This window comes from Paenibacillus maysiensis, assembly GCF_000520815.1.
GTDB classification, from domain to species: Bacteria; Bacillota; Bacilli; order Paenibacillales; family Paenibacillaceae; genus Paenibacillus; species Paenibacillus maysiensis.
Window position 1 is genome coordinate 36,756 of record NZ_ASRY01000272.1, and the last position, 20,038, is coordinate 56,793.

Consider the following 20,038-nt stretch of genomic DNA (forward strand, 5'->3'; position numbering starts at 1 on the left):
CCCTTGACCCATTGACGACTTGATTACTGATAACGGATACGCCGGTCCAGAACCGCGTACAGCAAATCGACAATCAGATTAATGATAACGAACAGGAACGCAATGATCAGAATCCCGCTTTGAATGACAGGATAGTCACGCGAGCTGATCGCTTCAAAAATGTACCGTCCGATGCCGGGCCATGCAAAAATGGTCTCCGTCAACACCGCGCCGCCCAGTAGCGAGCCCGTCTGAAGACCGATGACGGTAAGCACGGGGATGGCGGCATTTTTAAGTGCATGCTTGTACACGACTTGAAAAGATGCCAGCCCCTTCGCCCGCGCCGTACGGATATAATCCGAATCCATAACCTCCAGCATGCTGGAACGGGTAATACGGGCAATGACCGCCATCGGGATGGTTCCCAGTGCGATGCTGGGCAAAATCAGATGCTTGATGACCGTCCATACCTGCTCCATACGTCCACCAATCATCGCATCAATAACCGCCAAATGCGTTACCGCCTCCACCGGATCACGGGAATTCATACGTCCGATGGAAGGAAGCCAATGTAGCTTATTGGCAAAAATCCACTGCTCCATCAAGCCCAGCCAGAAAATGGGCATCGACACCCCGACAAGGGCAATGACCATGCTGACATAGTCAAACCAGGAATTCCTCTTCCAGGCACTCACAATACCCGCATTCATTCCAACAACAACGGCAAAAAACATACTCGCCACCGTCAACTCCAGCGTAGCCGCCAAGTAAGGCAGCATTTCCCGGGCAATCGGCTGTCTGGTGCGGATCGAATCACCCAAATCGCCATGTGCCAGCTCGCTCAGGTAGGTTCCATATTGCTGCAACCACGGCTTGTCCAGCCCCAACTGCTCACGTAATGCTTGTTTGGACTGTTCTGTGGCCTTGTCTCCCAGTATCGTTTCCGCCGGATCACCCGGAATGGCATGAATAATCGAAAAAACGATGAGCGTCATGCCCAGCAATACCGGAATCAATACGGCCAGTCTTTTTACAATGTATGAGTTCATACCAGAATCACCGCCTGCTTGCGCTTGAGCTATTTGGACTATTCAAAATAAACGCTGCTATACGATTCCATACCTCCAGGAGCAGGCACGAAACCCTTGAGGTTCACTTTGCCCGCCATCAGCGGTGTGCTGTGAACCAGTGGAATCCATGGCGCATCCTGTTTAATAATGACTTGCGCTTGTTTGTACAGCTCAGCACGCTTATCCTGATCGACCTCAACCTGAGCTTTCACCAATATTTTATGCAGCTCCTCATTCACATAAAAGCTGCGGTTATTGCCTGGAATCGTATCCTTGTCCAGCAATGTGTACAGGAAGTTGTCCGGATCGCCATTATCCCCGTTCCATCCCAGCATATACAGATCATCTTTCTGCCCCGCCTTGACATCATCCAGATAAGTGGCCCATTCCGGCGATTGGATGTTCACTTTCACACCTATTTTTTCAAAATCAGCTTGAATGGCTTCCGCTACCTTTTTGCCGTCCGGCATATACGGACGAGATACAGGCATCGCGTAAAAGGTTAACGGCTCGGTAAGCCCATTAGGATAGCCCGCTTCCGCCAGCAAGGCTTTAGCCTTATCCAGATCGTAGGTATAATCCTGAATGCTATCGTTATACCCCCATAATGTAGGCGGCATCGGATTGACCGCAGGCTTCGCCTGCCCCGCAAATAGCGCATCAATAATAGCCTGCTTATTCACCGCATGGTTAAGCGCCTGACGCACCTTGGGGTTATTGAATATCTTTTTCTTCAAATTAAATCCGATGTATGCCACATTAAAGGATGGGCGTTCAATTTTTTGCAGCTCATTGTTGCCTTCCAGCTGCTTCGCATCGTCCGGGTTGAGGTCCTCCATCAGGTCAATCTCCCCGTTTTGCAGAGCATTAAATCGCGCGGTATTGTCGGGAATAGAACGAACAATGACCTTGGACAGCTTCGGCTGTCCCTCTTTCCAATAGTTTGGATTTTTCTCCAGCGTGATGGTATCATTCCGTTTCCATTCCTTAAATACAAAGGGTCCCGTACCGACCGGATTGCTCTTGAAGTCAGCCTTTTTCTCCTGAATAGCCTTTGGGCTGGCGATACTAAAGGATGGCATAGCGATATTTTGTAAAAAAGGCGCCTGCGGCTTGGTCAGTGTAAACTGAACAGTGTTCGCATCTACCGCTTTGACCTCCTTAATCACCCTGCTTCCTTCAGGCCCGAACATGGAATCATAATAATCATACGAGTCCCCTTCAAATTTGTATGGACTTTTCGGATCAGACCAGCGGTTAAAGTTAAATACAACGGCTTCTGCATTAAAGTCGCTTCCATCATGGAATTTTACACCTTGGCGCAGCTTGAACGTATAAATCAGTCCGTCCGGTGATACTTCCCAGCTCTCTGCAAGCCCTGGCTGAATCTCCGTGGTGCTCTCCTTGTATTCCAGCAGGGTGTCGAACACTTGCATCCCGATTTTTAGCGATTCACTTTCGGTCACAATCGCAGGGTCCAGCGCCACGGAATCTCCGCCGCGTCCATAAATCAGCGTATCCTGCACGCCCTCGCCCGCTCCGCCCGGCGTTTTTCCCGCCTCTGGTTTTGCGCCTTCATTGGAACCTCCACAGCCGGAAAGTGCCAGAACAGCACCTAACGCAAGTACCAGCAGAATGGTCCAAGCTTTGTTTTTTGCGTACTTTTTGCTCATGCAGCAAACCCCTTTCACACCTCGTATATTGTTAGTTCGTTGATACCGGATGAATGTCCAGATAACCTCTATGATCTAATGGACACAGCGTCCAAATTAAATCTCATGACACACAGATACGTAAGCTTATACAGCAAATAGCTTTCACATATCGTAAGGTATAAGCGAGTAATTGCGCTGAATGGCTAAAACGAATAACCCCTTTATATTCAGCAGAAAAAACTGCTTCCGGGTCGCATGTGCATTATTTCGAGTAAGTCTAACGGAATCAAGTTCATTTTCATCCTATTACCGAGTGATATCATTTTCTCTGATGGAAGTTATTTCATAGGTAGGAGGTGTGTAAGGTAATTTTATATGTAGAAGTAGATATCAACACCCTGTGGTTCAATTCAATCGGCCTCCGTGATGTATGCCTAAAGTCTCGTACCTGATGCGATGGTCTGTGAGGTTATGAGGAAGATTGCTGTCTCCAAGCATTCAGCTTTTGTCGAATCATAGTGAGAAATGTCATATATACTCACAGCATATACAAGCGATTACATGAATGGAGAGTGATTACTGGATACTTTACTATAAAATGAGGTGGTAGACAAGAGCGTTTTCATAGATTTTTTTAAAATTCCCGCATGTTTTCGGAGAGCGATGTTAGTTAATATCACAGGAAAGTAACTACAAATATATGAAAAAGAACGCGGCTCTACCATCTGCTCGCGTCCTCTTTGCAAGATCCAATTTCCCCACTTGGTTCCTGTTTGTTCAGTAGTTTACGACGATTTCTTAAACACACCCAGACGGTTCAAGACTACAAGCAGGCGATAAAAATCATAACTGCTCGGCAGCTTCGCATCCACAATCGGACTTGCCGGATTAAAGGCAACGGCTGCGGCTACAGCTTCCTTTGCCCAAGCTGGCACTGGTATCGCCTGACGCGTTTCCAGGTCAGCTACTCGCTGATCCACTTTTTTAATATAAGCGCTCTGTTCGTTCAATGTCTGTTTGAGCACATCCTTGCTGTTTTCAAGTGCGGCAACCTGCTGCTGCAAGGCTTTAAATGCCGCTTTTTCCTCTGCTGTCATCGGCTCATCCCCCTCTTCTCCTGCAAAAGCTTGGCGCAACTCGGCCTCTGTTCCCGTATATACATTCAGGTCAACAGGTCCTTGAATCCCATCAACCCGTCCGCTGTCGCTGTATTGCCAGAAGTCCCACTGCTTCCATGCTGTGGTATCGCTGGGCACTCGTGTGCTATAGCGCGCAATCCACAGCTTATAGGCTCCCAGCGGCGCCTTGAAATGTGCCGCAAATGCGTTCCCCGTATATACCATCGGCTTGCGACCGCTTACCCTTTCAAATTCTGTCAAAAACGCCATAGCTACTTCATGGATTGCGGCAGAGCTAAGTCCCCCCGGATTGTTCTCATAATCCATGACCGCAGGAAAGTCCAGCGCTTTCGCGCCTCCAACCTGATCCAGCACCTCGGCAAAATGTCTGGCCTCCGCTTTGGCCATGTCAACGCTGGTTGCATCTACAAAATGGTAAGCCCCCAGCAATACCCCTGCTGCCTTGGCCCCTTTTGCATTGGTGATAAATGTCGGATCTACGTAACGCTGCCCCTGACTCGCTTTAATAAAGGCAAACGATTTGCCATTGGCTCGTACACGTTTCCAATCAATATTTCCCTGGTACCGGGACACGTCAATGCCTTCGGCAGCGTTAGGACTGCGATTTTGCATAAGGCGATCCCTCCTTGTCATCCATAATGTTGTAGCCGTTGATGTTACTGTTATAACTATGCTTGGACCATTGAAGCGGTCCGGGCCCTTCCATCTTGATGCTGAAAATGGGGCAAGAGTGTATTCTGCTCACCTTATGAAGCTTTATTTCCTTTGTCGGAGGGGTCTGTTGGCTTTTTCTTTTCCCCGATCGACTTGGATTCAAAAATGGCTACCGCATTTCGCAAAATATCCGGCATCGGCACTCCCATTCGACCCACATTTTCAATAATCGACAATAGTTCATTCGCCAAATAAAAGAAAACGACGGCATCCCGGAAATAATGTGCATCCCCGAGAATACCGTCGATCAGATGAGCTACCGTAATCATCAAAAACACCGTAACCTTACGGAAAATACCGTAATAGCCCTCTCGGCTTTTCAATGCTCCATTAATCCAGGCCGCCGCCCAGCCGGTAAAAAAGTCGATAATGACCATCCATAACAACAACGTCAACATCGTCGTCCACCCCCCGAAAAAATAACCGATCAGGGTCCCCGTGGAAAACCCCAGCCAAATCTGATCGACCTTTTCATGCATGCTTGTTCCCCCTTTTGAACCAAGGTGTAAAATGAATGTCCCCTTGAGGTAATCAAGGGCACAAAAGACACACTCCGTTGTGAGGCGTATCTGTTATAATTATATTTTTGTTTGGTTGCTAATTTTTCAAATTTATGGATGATGAAATGTATGCCCAACATATTGAAAGCTTAATCATTACTATGGATGCCACTAGCTGGCCACTTCATTGATGGGATATTTAAATATACATTTTAGAATAAAAAATCCAATTTTAGGATAGTTGGTAATCCTTTAAACCTACATATACAGTAGATTACCTTTTAATGCTGAGCCATAAACCGTTGGAGTATCTGGATTACTATTATCAACTGATCCCATAATAGCGCCTGGTAACAAATAAAATTCTTTATTAATATTAAAGTTTCCAGGTACTCCGAAAACCGACACTCTAGGCTCATACCAAACTATAGTAATTTCCCTTGCCCTTGCATCAAATGTCCATGATCTTATTGCTGTTCTAAGTTCATTTCCAGCACCTCCTTTAGCAATTGTTAAGATATCGAATGTAATTCCGTTAGAATCCATCATTCTTATTAATGGGGTTCCCCCATCAAAAGTTCCCGAATTTCTTCGTATAAATTCATATGAGCCTGTCGTATCCGTAGCTGTAAATGAAATCATAGTTGTGTTTGCCGGGAAGGTAAACCATCTCGGACCGTAATACACACTACCTGCTTCTTGCTTTCTATTCGCTATTTCATACGACTGGTTTATACTGGATTTGACTGGGGATATATTTTTTACTGCATCTACAATTTGCCCCCAGTCCATTGCGGTGGATGCACTTCCTCTTTTGGCGTTAATGCTATCCACCACGGACTGTTTCGCATTAGCGCCAGATTGCTTTACCGTTTGTATCGCTTGTTTTAAACTTTCGAAATTACCGTCTGTGTTTTTAAATTGAAAGTCGCCACCTACCAGTCGGGCTGGTACTTGTGAATTTGAGTATAAGTCAATCTGCCCATCAGCAACCCAATCAAAGCCTGTATCGTTATCTCCAATAGGAACTTTCAAGTTAGATGTAGCGCCAAAATTCGTATTTTGAGCAATCCAAACTTGTCCTGTCGTAACCACACGTCCTGCTTGTAAAGTTAACTCTCCTTCCCCTACTTGCTTCGTCCCATTAGATGCGATAATACGTGAGTCAAAATCCACATCATTACCGCTAGTGTGAAAGTCAATATAAGCAGGACCTGCTGTAGTTGCACCCTTACGCATCTCCAAATAGGAGGTATTATTGTACATTATTTCATTCCATGGACCCCATCTATTATCGTAGGAGTAGAAACTACGCGTGAAAAGTCTTTGATTGTTGGGAGGAAACGTGGAGAAAAATTGAATAGCTCCCGCGGCAGGACTAACCTTTAAATAAAAAGCTTCTTTTACCGGGATATTGCCCATTGTGGACGCATCGGCACTGATCGGGCAATAATATTCTCCCTCCGACTTGTAATTGTTTAAATCCACATTTGGCGGAATCTGCGTAGCCTTCTTTAGACTACCATTCACAGCATCCATAACAGATTTTATCGCCTTCGACGTAGCAGCTAATTGCTCTGACGAACTATCCGTAGCATTGCTCAACTGCACTACACCTTTATTAGTAGTGGTCGCATCTGGAATTTCCGGGTCCAGATGTGCAACTTCCTCCTTCAATGCCCCAACTGCCCCATCGATTTTATCCCAGTTATCGTTCAACATAGTTTGAATATTAAAAGTCTCATTACCATCAATAATAGGGTCCTTTTTGAGTAGTTTCAAATAGTCTGTATTACTAGCCACTTATTGAACACCTCCTGCAAATTTAGACAATATGGTCTGTTCCATTTCCCTCAAAATCTTCTTCTCATGAATATCTCGAATTAACAAATATCTAAACTCATATTCTACAGACAAATGAGCCGGCTTAATCTCTTCAATTGCTGCTTTAAGATCCTCTAGGTTTGGAGGAATACCAATAGTATCTATAAATTTGACCGTGAATCCCCATTCAGTGTGTTGAAAGGTAACATTCAGGGCGCCACCGTCATACGCCTCAGCTACATTTTTAACAAGTCGGCCCGAAAATTTGCCGCTCCCACGGAGCTTCGATTCTACGACCGAACGTCTCTGCTCCAGCGGCTTTTTCAAATCAGCAGGAATACCAAGTTCATTCTCCCAGCGATCCAGCGCCCATGTAGAAGTGCGAACAAAAAACTGGGCCAATGTCTCATCCAATGCAAAATATAGAGCATCCAATTCACTACCCTTTGCGTCCATATCAGCTTGCATAACACGAGAGATTTCGTAATAAGCAGGCAAATAGGAGAATAGCTCCCGTCCTCGCACACTGCGCATTTGACTTTTGATATCCTTCATTACACTCTGTATATTGTGTTGATTATTGTTCAATCCATCACTATACACCGACGATCACCATCCCTTGCTCCGTCGCCTGACCAAATTGAATCCTTTTATGCTGATTACTCCATTTATTCATTTTCGGCTCGGAACGATCAGTCATGGTCGGATTCATTCTTTTACACATGCTCGTCCCCCCTTTGGGTTCAGACTGTTTTTTTGTTCTGTTCGCTATACTGTTTTCTTGCGGAAAATAGAGCTATACCATTTAACCGTTTCTCCCTGCTTATTCGAAACATCCACAGATGACGAATCTTCTACGTTACCCGGTACCAGATCAGAACGTTTGGATAAAATAATCTCCATTACCTTCCCACGCTGTTGTTCATCCAAAACATAGCTTCCAATGATCGTAGCTACGTCGCCCTCTCCCCGATCACAGCGGGTGATGCAGGCATGAGCACAAATACGCAATTGAGCCTCTGTTAAAGCTGCCATGGTTATGATTTCACCTCCGTTTATTTCCCTGTAGTGCCCAGCATAAGCTGAGTCAGCGTTACTTCCAGATCTGCAATACGCTGCTTCAATTGATCTGTCTCACTTGGCTGTTGCTCCGCTTTTTGTATCAGTTCCTTAATTGCTTCCTCGCTTAAGCCTTCACTCCAAAATGTCGTGGGGTCTCTTCTCTCTGGAGACGTAAAGGCCTGGGCAAGATAGACAGGCTCGTCCCCACGTTCGTTTTCCGGTTTGCTTTGCCATTCATCATGAAGCTTCTGAAATGAAGCTTGTGATTCTTTGTTGATCTGCTCGTATGCATTTTGTGCTTCTAACAGCTTTTCACCGTATTCTGCTTCATAAGCCAGCCAGCCTTGGATATCAAAACGAGGATGGTATAAGCCCCGTGGCACTATAATACCGACGGTATAGCCAGCAGGGATGTTTTCTGAATTTGCTTCATCTATAGCACTCGAACTATCGATAGTAAGCTGATAAGTGTCTAGCTGCTCGTCTGTATCAGATAGTGTGAGCGAAGATGAAGTATAAAAAGGGACGACGCCTGAAAAGGCATCGTCCACCAACTCGTCCTCCAGATAGAGGCCATCTGTATTTACTTTAGGTACTGCTTTCATGCGCTTTCCTCCTTATTGTTCGGCTAGGAATGGCGGTATAGAATCTAAGCTAATCCATCCGTTTTGCATCATACTTATCCCGTTTATAGGTAACGGGGTAACGGAACCGTTGCTGTTAATATTCACACGGCCTAACACATCAGTTTGCGTGTCCGTGTTAGCAGCAGTTACTAAAACACGACTCAATTTAGGTCTACATCCGGGCGGCAAAATAAACATAGCGGTGTTAAGCGTACCGAGTTTTAAAACCCCTTTCATGTGTATAAGCCCCTCAGAGTCTTTATAGTACCCAATCTGAGATAGTATTGACGAATAGTTCGACCAGCCATTGAGCAAAGTCGGTACGATCCACGAAGGATTGTCCTTTTCCGCCTTCTTATTCTCCAGCACAGACACCCTCGAATTAGCTTGCTGCACGCTGTCTACCAAATCAAGCAGCAAGGTCTTTTCGTTGATTGCGTATGAGCCTTTGATTGAAACTACAGGTGACTGAGCTAGAGTTAAAAATGAAACCGTATAGGTTACTGTTTTATCGTAATTGGTGGATGGAGTCTCAGCGTAAGCCCAATCATAGGCAGTAGTAAGTCTCCATTTCGAATCTTTTCGGCCATTAGCATAGACGCCTAGTATTTTTCTTGATGGGGTGCTCAAATAACTGGTAACATGCGCTTTAGCCCCAATAAAGGCCGTATTATTATATTCAAAGACTGACGCTCGTTCCCGCAATACAATCCCCGAACCGATTTCTATCAGATTGTCTCCATCAGTAAGCGTTAGCTGCCCTTCGCTAACAATAGGCTCTACTGTAGGTGTTGCGAGTTGATATACGAGTCGATATGGTTCCCAATATACAGCCCTACCGTCTTTACTCAACCCTGGGTCTATTTGAGTTGTTGGCAAAACCGAAGTTGTTGATCCATGATCGTTGATCTTCCTCCAGCTCTTTGGTCCTTGGTTATTAAAAATCTCAGCAGACGTACCGTTCCAATAATACATGTTCCAGCCCATAAAATACGCCTTAATCTCGTCCACTGTAGGTGTGTAGCTGTCTCCCCATCCACTGTCTGCACTAGAGATGGACAGACCCACAACACCGGATTCAGGACTAAGATGGGATTGATCCGGCCCACTCAGTGGGAAAACATGCTGAACCAGCTTACCGTCGAACTTTGTTATCCTCTCACTGTCAACTACTCCATTAGAGACAGGTATTCGAACAACCTTATACCCTGCCGCTGACGCGAAGTAAACCCACGGCAATGAGCCATCCAGTGTCATCCCTTGCCACTTTTTATTTTTGAAATACTGCCCCTCACGCTCGAATACAGTATCAGCATTTGCGCCAGTAACCGGATCAGCGTACAGGTTTGCTTGCAACGCAATCATGGAATCTTCACGTGACTTGAATGGCTTTGCTGTACTGCCGGTGTTGAGAATTGGATTGTAAAATTTACGTTTCGTACCTACAGGCCAACTCCAGGCATCAACGTCAAATTCATTCGTGTATTGTGTAACTCCGCTAACATTCACACCAATTCGAACAGCAGATGCATCCATCTTTATAACTCGTGATTCACCAGGATTAATAAATATACCTTGAATACGTGTTCCTGCGGTGTTAAATACGGATATCCGTACTTTACCTGTGCTTTCAGTCGGATTGGTAATCGTGTACTCTTTGTTCGGAATTACATCAAGATAAATAACTGCGTATGCATCCGTTCCAATTGCTCCGCTCAAAAGCTCTCCCTCAATAGAATATGGCGAATCAATTGATATTTTATGACCTGTTGTTATCCATTCATAAAATGGAGGCAATAAATTCTCCCCATATCGAATCGCATACGGATTACGCACAGGCATTACACTGTCCACGTATGGATATTTGACAGCTACCTGTTCGGCGGTCATGCTATCCAGCGCAGCATATTCTGAAGCGCTAACCTCATAGACACGAATAGCGTCTGCATAAAAAGCTTGACCAGTTGCTGTTGAAATCGATGAAACTTCCAGGTTTGTCGTAGTATCGTTTGCCGGTGCACATTTTGTATAGATCGTTACAAATTGACTCTTATCTACGGACTGCTTGAGTGCCTTATTACCACCTGTAGAAAAGTTTACATAGATATTGTTTGAAGCATTGATGTTTTTAACGTCAGCCAAGGCGATATAGTACCTTCCACCAGTAAGCTTCAATCCGGTACTGTACACGTTATACACGCCGGAAGCGTTCATTGCAGTGACCTTGATAGATCCCGTACCCTGCACCTTATTAGATGTATCAACTGCAAGATCAGCTTCCCAACCTAAAAGGCTACCGATTTGGTCACCAGAACCTGCGCGCCCAAGCAGGTTAACCAGCATTCGTCCGGTTATTCCGGACAAAGAAAATGGAGCCGCCTTAACAGCGTTAAGTATCTGCACCCCGGGTTCCAGCGTAACCTCCTTACGCTCCGTCGTATCCAACCGCTTCTTAATCGCATCCACACCATCATTCACGTCACCTGCAAAATCATCAACAGCGCGCCAGTTTTGATCCAAATACTTCTCCAGATCAAAATACGTTGTTTTGGGCGACGTGCGGTCAATTTGATTTAAGCCCAGATTTGGTGTTTTTTCGCTTGCCATATTACGCGCCACCTCCTAAATATCTATCCTGTGTTGTATGTTCATTTTCATAGATGGTCATAGACTCGACTTCGGCAATGGTCAGGTAGCGTAACTTGTACTCCACCTCCATGTGGGCGGGCTTGATCTCCTCAATGGCTGCCTTCAGATCCTCCACGTTGGGCGGGATTCCGATCGTATCTATAAATTTGACGGTGAACCCCCATTCGGCAGGTCGAAAAGTAACATCTACCGTGCCTCCGTCATACGCCTCGGCTACATTTTTTACAAGCCGGCCGGAAAAAGTTCCTGCCCCTCGTAGCTTCGATTCCACCACTGCACGCCGCTGATCCAATGGCTTTGACAGGTCGGTTTCGATACCCAGCTCCATTTCCCAGCGTTCCAATCCCCACGTGGCGGTACGTACGAAAAACTGTCCCACCGTTGCATCCATTGCGAGATACAAGGAGTCCAGTTCGCTTCCTTTAGCATCCATATCTGAACGCATCACACGTGAGGTTTCATAGTAGGCGGGCAAATAGGAAAGCAGCTCGCGTCCCCGCAAGCTGCTCATTTGGCCCTCTGTATCTCCCGCTATAGTTACCCGATTAGCAAAAGAGTCACTATAGTTGGCATCGTTTCCCTGGATTGGGTTATTGAAAACATCTTCAAAACTGTTCGCTTTATCATTACTCACTGACGCTCACCGTCCCCAGCACCGCCACCTGACCTGATCCAATTTCAATATTTTGATTGCTCTGTCCGTTGATTTTTAGCTCAGAGAAATCAATAATAATCGGAATGTCCAGCAAAACAGCAGAAATCCGGGTATATCGTACCAACGGGTCTTCCTTGTAAAAAGCAAGCTGCTTCAAATAAGTCCGGACACCGCTTTCGATCAGCTTTTTGATTTCATCCAGTGTGGACGGCTTCTCTTTGGTGCGCTGTACCTTGACCGAGATGTTAATTTCCACCTCTGTCGCTGGCATGATCGTCACCACAGGCCCCGCTGGTGCCAGCCCTTCGCCTTGCCCATCCTGAGTCGGATCAATATACTTCTGAACAGCAGCGACGATATCCGGACTGGCAGCACGTTTATCCGTGTCCAGCACATATAAAGCCACCGTACCCGGCCCTTTCCACAGCGGAACAACCTCCACGCCGCCTACTCCGGCGATTTCATTCGCCCACTGCGTGTACTGCGCCTTGTTGCCGCTCGTGCCCTGGTTCCGCACCTTGGCATAAAAACGCTCCAGCAACAGCTGGTCGCTCTCAATGTCCGTGCCACTTTTAGTCTCCTCCGCATTCATAACAGAGGAAACACCACTGACTGGGCTCGCCATCACCTGAATGACACCCGCGGGTACGTTACCGCTGCGACCGGGATTGACTGCCCGAATCGCCGCTTCTCCTTTACCCTGCTCATCCAGCGTGACTGATGCCGTGGTCGCATACTCAATGGAAGCTTCCCCCGATACATCATCTGCCGGGGTCGCCACCAAGGTTCCCGCCGGGACGGTCGTTCCCGCTGTGCCCGTGAACGTGACCATACCTGAGGCAGCAACCGCTTCCCGCCGTGTCACTCCATGCTCTGCTGTTCGCAGATCCAGCTCAGGCGAGCGAAAATCCGGGTTATCGCTGGCCGCCGTACTGGCAAAGCCCCGGCGCAGCAGCTCCTGTGCCCAGATTGCCGCTTCGGAGAGCATAAATGCCACCGGTGCCTGCGCATCCCAAATAAAAGAACCCTCGGACTTATCAATGTCCGAAGGCACTTTTTCCAGCATACGACTTAAAATTTCCTCTTCCGTCTGGTCTACCAAATATTCCGGTAAGTCTGCCATTAGATCACCACACTTTCCACAATTTCCGTTTCATCTCGCACATTCGTAATCTGGCAGCTAAAATGGCACGCCTCGCCTTCCCAGCTAAACGTAAACTGATCCACACTAGCCGTGCGAGCATCTGCCAGCAGCGCTTCGGTGACCATTCGCTTGATTTCACTTTCCTGCACACCGTGCCCATAGCTGCTGCCGATCAGTTCCTCTAGCTCGCTACCATAGTCGGGAGAATAGATCACATGACGGTAGCGGGGGGTACGAATTGCTTTTTCACACCACTGCACCCAGGCTTCTTTTTCACCTATAGTCACGATTTTACGACTAGGGCTCATAACAAATTCTCCGGCTTCAAAATCAAACCGCCAGCTTCGTCCAAATACCGCCCGGTTATCCTCCAGCACAGCCGGGTCCGTAATATCTGTCCAAATCATATCATCCGTTTCGGGAAATAAATTAGCCACGTCCACTCACCACCTTGCACACCACAACCACATCGTTGCCGCTATTCACCCGAACCGCAAGTACGCGATCTCCGGGTTTAAGTCCTTTGTTCAGGCTCAGATTCACATCCTCCAGCTCGTCCTCCCCGATATAAAAGGAAGTTTTCAGCTCCTTGCCCTCCCAATTCTCCGACTCTACTGCGGTTGAGGTTCCTTTGTACATATGACGCGGTACAGACAGCAATCCCGGCAGCTCGGCGACCAGATAATCCTGAAGCTCATGTTTAAAATCGTCCAGCTTGATTCCCGTGGAGGTAATCGTGCCTAGTACCGCGCCCACTCCACTCAGCGCTTGCCGGGTGTGTCCCGCCATAGACGACTGCATTACACTTACAAATGCACCATAGGGGTCTTTACTCAAGAAAATACCTCCTTTTAACCATATCGAAGGAAGCGAGCTCTAAAGTCATATTCCCAGGATTCCCCAAATCCCGACTGACTGATGTAACGATCAGCTTCAACCCTTGTAACATTACAGCTTCACCAGCACGTAGGGTATTAATATCTGGTAAATTAACCGTAAAAGTTTCCTGAATTCCAGTCAGATGACTTTTTGCAAGCTTACTGGCTCCACCAGCTGCTTTCACTTGATCATCCTCTACCAGTTTTTGCAAAGTACCTAGCGCTTTAGTATCCCCTTCTGCTACAGCCAGCACCTTAGATGGCACCTCTTGTCCGCTTCCTACATTCTCATTGGCTGTCATCACTTTGACTTTAGTTACAGCTCCCTCAAGTGTCCGCAACTGAGTAAGATCAATAAATCGGTCTAAAACGTAGGGGGAAGGATTGCTACCGATTTTAAATAGCTCTAATCCAGCACTTGTCATGCGCAACTGGTACAAATCTCCACCCAATTTTGCTGTCTCTTTCAAATCAGCAAGCATCATGGAATATAGGGTCTGGGCACGATAAATACCTTTGCCTAACTGTACTTTCGTATCAGGTATTGAGGCGACCTGAAACTTCCAATCCTTCGCGTATTTGCGCAACCGTTGTGTGGCTGTCTGTCCTTTGGTAAATAAATATTCGTCCTCGGATTTATCCAAATAGATCGTCCGATCATATACCACCAGAGAGAAACGTTTTGTACCGCTGTTAGAGCTCTCTACTTCCCACACAACAGCCGGGTGGAGTAGCGGTACCTTCACATTTTTCCCAAATGGAATTCCACTGACACGAATAGGCATTCCCGGAGTAATCGTGGGCATATCATTTGAAGCAGCTACTCGGATGCTGGCCTGATATGCAATTTGATTAAGAGCATCTTTTAAAGTTATTTTCTCGACCAAGGGGGTAAGATCATATCTATCTTGAAGTATCACCTGATAGCTCATGGCATCACCAGCTTTTGACCCACTTTAATCATATTCGGATTCTTGCCTATGACCTTTGTATTCATTTGATATATGCTTTTCCATTTGGAACTGTCTCCCAACTCCAGCTTTGCAATTTTGGAAAGCGAATCCCCTGTCTTGACAGTATACGTTTTAGATTTGACTTTAAGATCCGTACGTGGAAGGGTTTTTGAGTTCACTTTTTGGGGAGAGCTTCCAGTTCGTAATGCTATTTTGGGTTCACGCCATGTACGCAAAGTAATTTCAAAATAGATATCCCCTGACTCTCCTCCACGAAAGGTCGTATTATGGGCAATGATAAAAACAGGAACATTAATGAGTGTATTCGTAATAATAAATTGATACGGATTCTCTGCCTTTAACATTGCATTTAACCTGTTCATCGCTTCATTAGGATCAGGAATATTTTTATAACGGCAATAAGATGCATCATACACCTTGGGAAAAAATGAAGAAAAGGTGATTTCTTTCACCTTTTCTCCTTGTGGGAAATCAAATTCTCCGTGTGTAAGCATCGTAACTGTCTCATATCCCTTTTGTCGTGAAATGTTAACCTCTTCAGGATTAACTGGAAATTGAAATACACTTCTACCATTAATCAAAAAAAAGTCTATACTCATGGCCCCCCTCCTTTCTACTATGATAGATTTACGTTAGGTTAGTACAGCTTTACCCTTTTTAAGGGAGCTATTGTCCCCTCCACCTCTATTAATAATTGCCTGTCGCACCTCATTTACGATCCGGTGTCCTACTTGAAGCGCCATCGCGTCAAAATCAATAGAATCTTCCTTGACTGTTACCTGTACTGCCCCTGGAGGCAACGTTACACTGATTTGATTGTTCGTTTCTGTCTTGAAATCCTTGAGAAAACCTGAAAAGCTGCTCATTTGCTCATCCGTTATTTGCACGAGCTGCGGAGCAGGTTTTCCTCCATTCGCTGTAGGAGCCTGTGAACCACCTGGCCCCATGCCTTGAGTTACCTTGGAACGGTTTTGGATATCCTGGATAAAAGATGGTAACGGCAGTCCCGGATCTACCGAAGGAAATCTTGACAGAGCTAACGACATCCCAGGTGTGGTGGAAGCGGGATTATAAGCTTGTGAGATCTCATTTACAGATACAGCAGGTTGTGATTTTTCTGGTTCTTTTGAATAACCAAATATATTGGATAAGTCATTTTTCAAACTATCTGTTTGACTGGAAAACCAATTACTTACATCAGATGCTTTATCACTCATCCAATCCGTTGCTTGGGAAGCTTTTTCGCCAACCCAATCCTTTGCAACAGTAGCTTTTTCGCCAATCCAGTCCTTTGCACCAATGGCTTTTTCGCCAACCCAGTCCATTGCAGAAGTAGTTTTTTCCCCGACCCAATTACTCATTTCAGAGAACTTTTGAGCTAACCATTCACCTGCTAAACTATCTACTATAACGCCTACAATTGCACCAATAAGAGCACCTATTGCAGAACCTATACCTGGAGCAATCATTGTACCAATAGCTAAACCAGCTTCGGTAAAACCATTTCCTATAACCGCTGATGTAATAGCAGCCGGTCGTTCTTCTGGCGACGCTGCAGCAATGTCTGCAGCATCTAAAAGCCAGCTAAATGGCCCAAGTAACTTCTTGCCCCCCTTCATAGCCCCCTTGCCTAGCTTCTTAAGCGTATTGCCCGGATTCTCGCCAAGTATTTTTTTTCCGAAATCAAAGATTTTTCCAAACATTCCCTTATTTCCATTTGGAGTCGGCCGTCCCCCTGGAATTCCCGGCTTATTGGTAGGCTTAGAGCCTGGTTTTGGGTTTAAAAGACTCTTTACCTTTTCCCACAAATCAGAAAACCCTGGTTTTTTTCCAGGATTTTTTTTGTTCTTCTTATTGTCTTTCTTTTTGTATTTACGATCAGGTCCGTCTTGTTCAGGAGCGTCTCTTTTGCGGCCGCCTTTTTTTCCACAACAACAATCACAAATCACCTTTATTCTGGGAGAAACTCGAATGGGGCCTGTTTTCACATTGATCTTAGGCGCATACTTTGGAGCCGCCACTCTAATATTCAATCTCGGCGGTTTAACCTTGATATCATAATTAAAGTTAAAGTCAAATTTAGGATCCTTTATCTCTATGTTTGCAGTAACGCTAACAGTCTTCTCTACAATATTAGAGATATTTAAATTGTTCCCCTCAGAGCCGCCCCCCCTAGCCTTCTTCTTATTTGTACCCTCTTGATCAATGCCCGTTTTAGCACGCGCAACAATGTAGACATCCTTAAGACTTTTTAGCTTTCTGATGAGCGCTTCAAGCACTGGAGTGGCCTTGTCAATTAGAAAGACTTTTGGCATAATACGCAGGCGACTAAGACGAATAGCCAGACTGTAAATGTTACCTAGATGCCTATGCATATACTTGAGTTCAGTATTAAGCTTAATCAAGCTCTGATAACGAGCGCGCCCTAGCCGATCAGAAAGTCGCTGTATCTGCTCAATATAACGACTTGTGGCTTTAAGTTCCCGGTTTGTAATGATCAAATCCTCTACATCTGTAACAATATTAACTCTGTAGCTACTTGATCCTGCCATCTATTCACCTCCTAACGTATCATTGCTGTATTTGTTTGGATAATGCATCCAGTTCCTCTTGCGCAAATGCGATTAGCATGGATTTTTCTCCTCTGTTTAAGGCCCAAAACTCTCCGGGACGGAGATGATGCCGTATCCACAAATGATACAGCAGCGTCGTCATCCCGCCGGAGCGAATCAGTTTTTTAGATCATCAATCTCCACACCGAAGCCGGATAGTTCCAGAACTTTGTCACCCACCGCATCCAACTCACCAGCCAAAAGCATACGACGTACTGCCTGTTCACCACCGGACAATTTGAGACGGCTAGTGATTCGTGGATCACCCCATCCATTAATTTGGAGGCCTTTGACTTCCAGTCCAGCCGTAGCTTCAGAGATAAGCAGCGCATTAAATGTTTCAGTATCTACTTTTTCATCCACACGGCCTTTAATTGTTTTACGAATTGTGCAACGCTCACGGATGCTATCGACTTTGTTGGATGTTAAGCCACGAAGTGTGAGAAGCATATCCAAGCGTTGAATACGAACAGTTTCCTCTGGTAATTTGTCTGCGGCTTCAAAAAGACTATCTAAAATTTGTTCTTCTGACATGTTTTCTGGCAAGCTCATTTTATATCCCCCTAATATTTTTTAATTAGGCCTGGATTACTCCAGGCCCACTATTAAGCAATAAATTACTCAGCTACGATAGGATCGAGAAGCTCGTAGCCTTCAAAGGTAAATGTCGTTTCCTCCGGTACTTCTTCTCCAGCGGTCCAGTTAGCCAACTGAATTTTATCTGGCATGCAGCGAATCAAGCGAACACGCTCATGTCCAAAAGATTCGGGGTCGTCCAGCTTGGAAATGATATCGAATTTTGCAAAGCCACGACGAATCATATCAGAAGTTACTTTGTAACCACTCATTGTCCCAGTCCCTTTTTTGGCTCCATTTTTATGCACTTTCCAGGTATTACCTACCAAATTCAGTTCTCTTTTATCAATTTCCACACTGGCTTCTAGCTTGTTGACATGTGTCTGCCAAACCCCGTCAATATATGCCTGACCATACGTACCTAAAATGACTCTTGAAGCATCCAACATTTATTTTTCCTCCTCAAAATGATCCATAATATAGTTTTGGATTTCTAATTTTCCACGACCTTCTTATTGCACGTAAAATGTGCCGAACAGTTGCTCCATCACGTCGGTCAGCTTCACGTTCCATTGCAGGAACACTTGATCCGGCTCCGGTTTGATAACTGGCGCATCACCATAGTAAGCCGGATCGAGAATGACATCGTAGCCATCGGCTTCGATCACGTTGCTTAGCGACAGCTGTGCCAGGTATTCTTTGATCGCACCGATGAGAGCCAGACGGCCTTCCACCGTGTTGTTGATTTTGCCAATGTAAGTCTCTTCGGCTGCACGCTGCAAGTCAGCGTTAATAGCATCCATGACACGAATAGAACGGATTTTCTTCCATGCGTTGTTTTGTCCAGCAGCCGGGTTCACCAAGCTGTTGATCCCACGCAACGCTTTGACCTGACGGCCGTCGAAGAACAGCAGGAAGACACCATTACGGACAGCCTGCTCCTGCTCGGAGCGTGTCCAGCGGCGGGTCACGTCCTCAAAAGGCGTCACCGCATATGTGGCGGATTGATTCAGACGTTGACCTGCGATCAGTCCGGCTACATAAGCAGCCGTTTGAGCGGAGCTGTAGTCCGTACCTGCCAGACGCACGCCAGTACCCACGTTTACGATACCTTCATGGTTGAGCGCCAGAGAACGGGCAGAGGCCAAGCTGACAGCGGTTTTGGATACATCATCTGCCGCAGAACCACCGAACACGGCGATAACGCCCTTGCCTTCGCCCCGGACACGCTTGATCCACGCGGCAAAGCTTTGCAGCAAGGCCAGATCGGCTGCATAATCGAGCGCGAGGACGTTAAATTCCTGTCCTTCCAGCGCTTCCTGCATCGCGATATAATCGGCGTTAACCAGCGTGCTATTACCGCTGTTGCCGCCAGTGAGATGTACGCCGCTGACATCCGCCGGAATGCCGCCATTACCGACAACCTCGGCCTTCACCCATACATTTTCGCTGTTCTTGTTCATCGCTTCGGCAATCGAAGCAGCCGTACCGTCGCTGCCTTTATACGTACCCAGCAGCTTAGTGCCCTCATAGAGACGCACCTCACGGGCTTGCTCGTCACCCAAGGTTGGCTGTACCGTTACGGCAAAGCCATTACCGCGACTACCTGTGTACAAAGCCTGCAAGCGCAGCACATCGGTTGGTGCCTCACCGCCGCTTTTCAGCGTCACAGTTGCTGGTGCAGCCGTGTCATCTGCCAAACGGTAGGCCAACAGCTTTTTCGGTCCACCCAGCAGAGCCAGATACAGCGTAGAATACGCTGTTGCTCCATCCAGACTGTCATTCGAAAAGATTTGGCTGATCGCCGTTTCGCTACCAATCTCTACAAACTCACGTACAGGACCCCAGTTGGCTTTAACCGGTACAACGACCGTACCGCGCGAGCCACCTTGAATTGCTGAAGCCGCCGCTGCCTGAAAATTCATATACAAACCCGGCAATACTGGTTTATTCGTGTTTTCCCATGTTCCGCCTGCCATAA

Annotated in this window: 20 protein-coding genes; all 20 read right to left on the reverse strand. The window is 46.3% G+C overall.

From position 1 onward, the window contains the following. Positions 1-23: 23 nt before the first annotated feature. The gene (locus L696_RS0119535; protein WP_025685134.1) at positions 24-1,028 is read right to left on the reverse strand and encodes an ABC transporter permease; all 1,005 of its coding nucleotides are present in this window, start codon (positions 1,026-1,028) and stop codon (positions 24-26) included. A gap of 38 nt (positions 1,029-1,066) precedes the next feature. Further along, positions 1,067-2,722: an ABC transporter substrate-binding protein gene (locus L696_RS0119540; RefSeq protein ID WP_025685135.1), complete on the reverse strand. Its 1,656-nt coding sequence runs from the start codon at positions 2,720-2,722 to the stop codon at positions 1,067-1,069. 767 nt (positions 2,723-3,489) lie between these two features. Beyond that, a complete protein-coding gene (locus L696_RS0119545; RefSeq protein WP_025685136.1) occupies positions 3,490-4,455 on the reverse strand; it encodes a glycoside hydrolase family 25 protein in 966 nt (321 codons plus the stop codon). Positions 4,456-4,589: 134 nt separating this feature from the next. Continuing rightward, on the reverse strand, positions 4,590-5,036 hold the full coding sequence (locus L696_RS0119550) for a phage holin family protein (protein ID WP_025685137.1): 447 nt from the start codon (positions 5,034-5,036) through the stop codon (positions 4,590-4,592). A gap of 279 nt (positions 5,037-5,315) precedes the next feature. Then, entirely contained in the window at positions 5,316-6,860 is a 1,545-nt protein-coding gene (locus L696_RS0119555) for a pyocin knob domain-containing protein (protein WP_025685138.1), read from the reverse strand. Then, positions 6,861-7,415: a YmfQ family protein gene (locus L696_RS0119560; RefSeq protein ID WP_081750766.1), complete on the reverse strand. Its 555-nt coding sequence runs from the start codon at positions 7,413-7,415 to the stop codon at positions 6,861-6,863. A 61-nt stretch (positions 7,416-7,476) separates the two neighbouring features. Further along, entirely contained in the window at positions 7,477-7,605 is a 129-nt protein-coding gene (locus tag L696_RS32380) for a hypothetical protein (protein ID WP_280740285.1), read from the reverse strand. Between the two features lie 44 nt (positions 7,606-7,649). Next, positions 7,650-7,916 carry a hypothetical protein gene (locus L696_RS0119570; protein ID WP_025685140.1) on the reverse strand — a complete coding sequence of 89 codons (267 nt, stop codon included), beginning with the start codon at positions 7,914-7,916 and terminating at the stop codon, positions 7,650-7,652. A 20-nt stretch (positions 7,917-7,936) separates the two neighbouring features. Beyond that, positions 7,937-8,548 (reverse strand): hypothetical protein, encoded by a 612-nt coding sequence (locus L696_RS0119575; RefSeq protein ID WP_025685141.1) that lies wholly within the window; start codon positions 8,546-8,548, stop codon positions 7,937-7,939. 12 nt (positions 8,549-8,560) lie between these two features. Continuing rightward, positions 8,561-11,176 (reverse strand): hypothetical protein, encoded by a 2,616-nt coding sequence (locus tag L696_RS0119580; RefSeq protein WP_025685142.1) that lies wholly within the window; start codon positions 11,174-11,176, stop codon positions 8,561-8,563. A gap of 1 nt (position 11,177) precedes the next feature. Beyond that, positions 11,178-11,729, reverse strand: a complete 552-nt coding sequence (locus L696_RS0119585; RefSeq protein WP_425339336.1) for a YmfQ family protein — start codon at positions 11,727-11,729, stop codon at positions 11,178-11,180. Positions 11,730-11,844: 115 nt separating this feature from the next. Then, positions 11,845-12,996, reverse strand: a complete 1,152-nt coding sequence (locus L696_RS0119590) for a baseplate J/gp47 family protein (protein ID WP_025685144.1) — start codon at positions 12,994-12,996, stop codon at positions 11,845-11,847. Next, a complete protein-coding gene (locus L696_RS0119595) occupies positions 12,996-13,454 on the reverse strand; it encodes a DUF2634 domain-containing protein (protein WP_025685145.1) in 459 nt (152 codons plus the stop codon). Before L696_RS0119595 ends, L696_RS0119590 begins: the two co-directional genes overlap by 1 nt. Further along, positions 13,447-13,854: a hypothetical protein gene (locus L696_RS0119600; protein WP_025685146.1), complete on the reverse strand. Its 408-nt coding sequence runs from the start codon at positions 13,852-13,854 to the stop codon at positions 13,447-13,449. Before L696_RS0119600 ends, L696_RS0119595 begins: the two co-directional genes overlap by 8 nt. Next, positions 13,847-14,827, reverse strand: coding sequence for an XkdQ/YqbQ family protein (locus tag L696_RS0119605; RefSeq protein ID WP_025685147.1), 981 nt, complete (start codon positions 14,825-14,827; stop codon positions 13,847-13,849). Before L696_RS0119605 ends, L696_RS0119600 begins: the two co-directional genes overlap by 8 nt. Further along, positions 14,824-15,462 (reverse strand): LysM peptidoglycan-binding domain-containing protein, encoded by a 639-nt coding sequence (locus L696_RS0119610; RefSeq protein WP_025685148.1) that lies wholly within the window; start codon positions 15,460-15,462, stop codon positions 14,824-14,826. Before L696_RS0119610 ends, L696_RS0119605 begins: the two co-directional genes overlap by 4 nt. A gap of 39 nt (positions 15,463-15,501) precedes the next feature. Further along, complete coding sequence (locus L696_RS0119615) at positions 15,502-17,421, reverse strand: hypothetical protein (RefSeq protein WP_025685149.1); 1,920 nt, start codon at positions 17,419-17,421, stop codon at positions 15,502-15,504. A gap of 177 nt (positions 17,422-17,598) precedes the next feature. Beyond that, complete coding sequence (locus L696_RS0119625; protein WP_025678604.1) at positions 17,599-18,033, reverse strand: phage tail assembly chaperone; 435 nt, start codon at positions 18,031-18,033, stop codon at positions 17,599-17,601. 65 nt (positions 18,034-18,098) lie between these two features. Continuing rightward, positions 18,099-18,506, reverse strand: coding sequence for a phage tail tube protein (locus tag L696_RS0119630; RefSeq protein ID WP_025685150.1), 408 nt, complete (start codon positions 18,504-18,506; stop codon positions 18,099-18,101). A 63-nt stretch (positions 18,507-18,569) separates the two neighbouring features. After that, on the reverse strand, positions 18,570-20,036 hold the full coding sequence (locus L696_RS0119635; RefSeq protein WP_025685151.1) for a phage tail sheath family protein: 1,467 nt from the start codon (positions 20,034-20,036) through the stop codon (positions 18,570-18,572). Between the last annotated feature and the right edge of the window lie 2 nt (positions 20,037-20,038).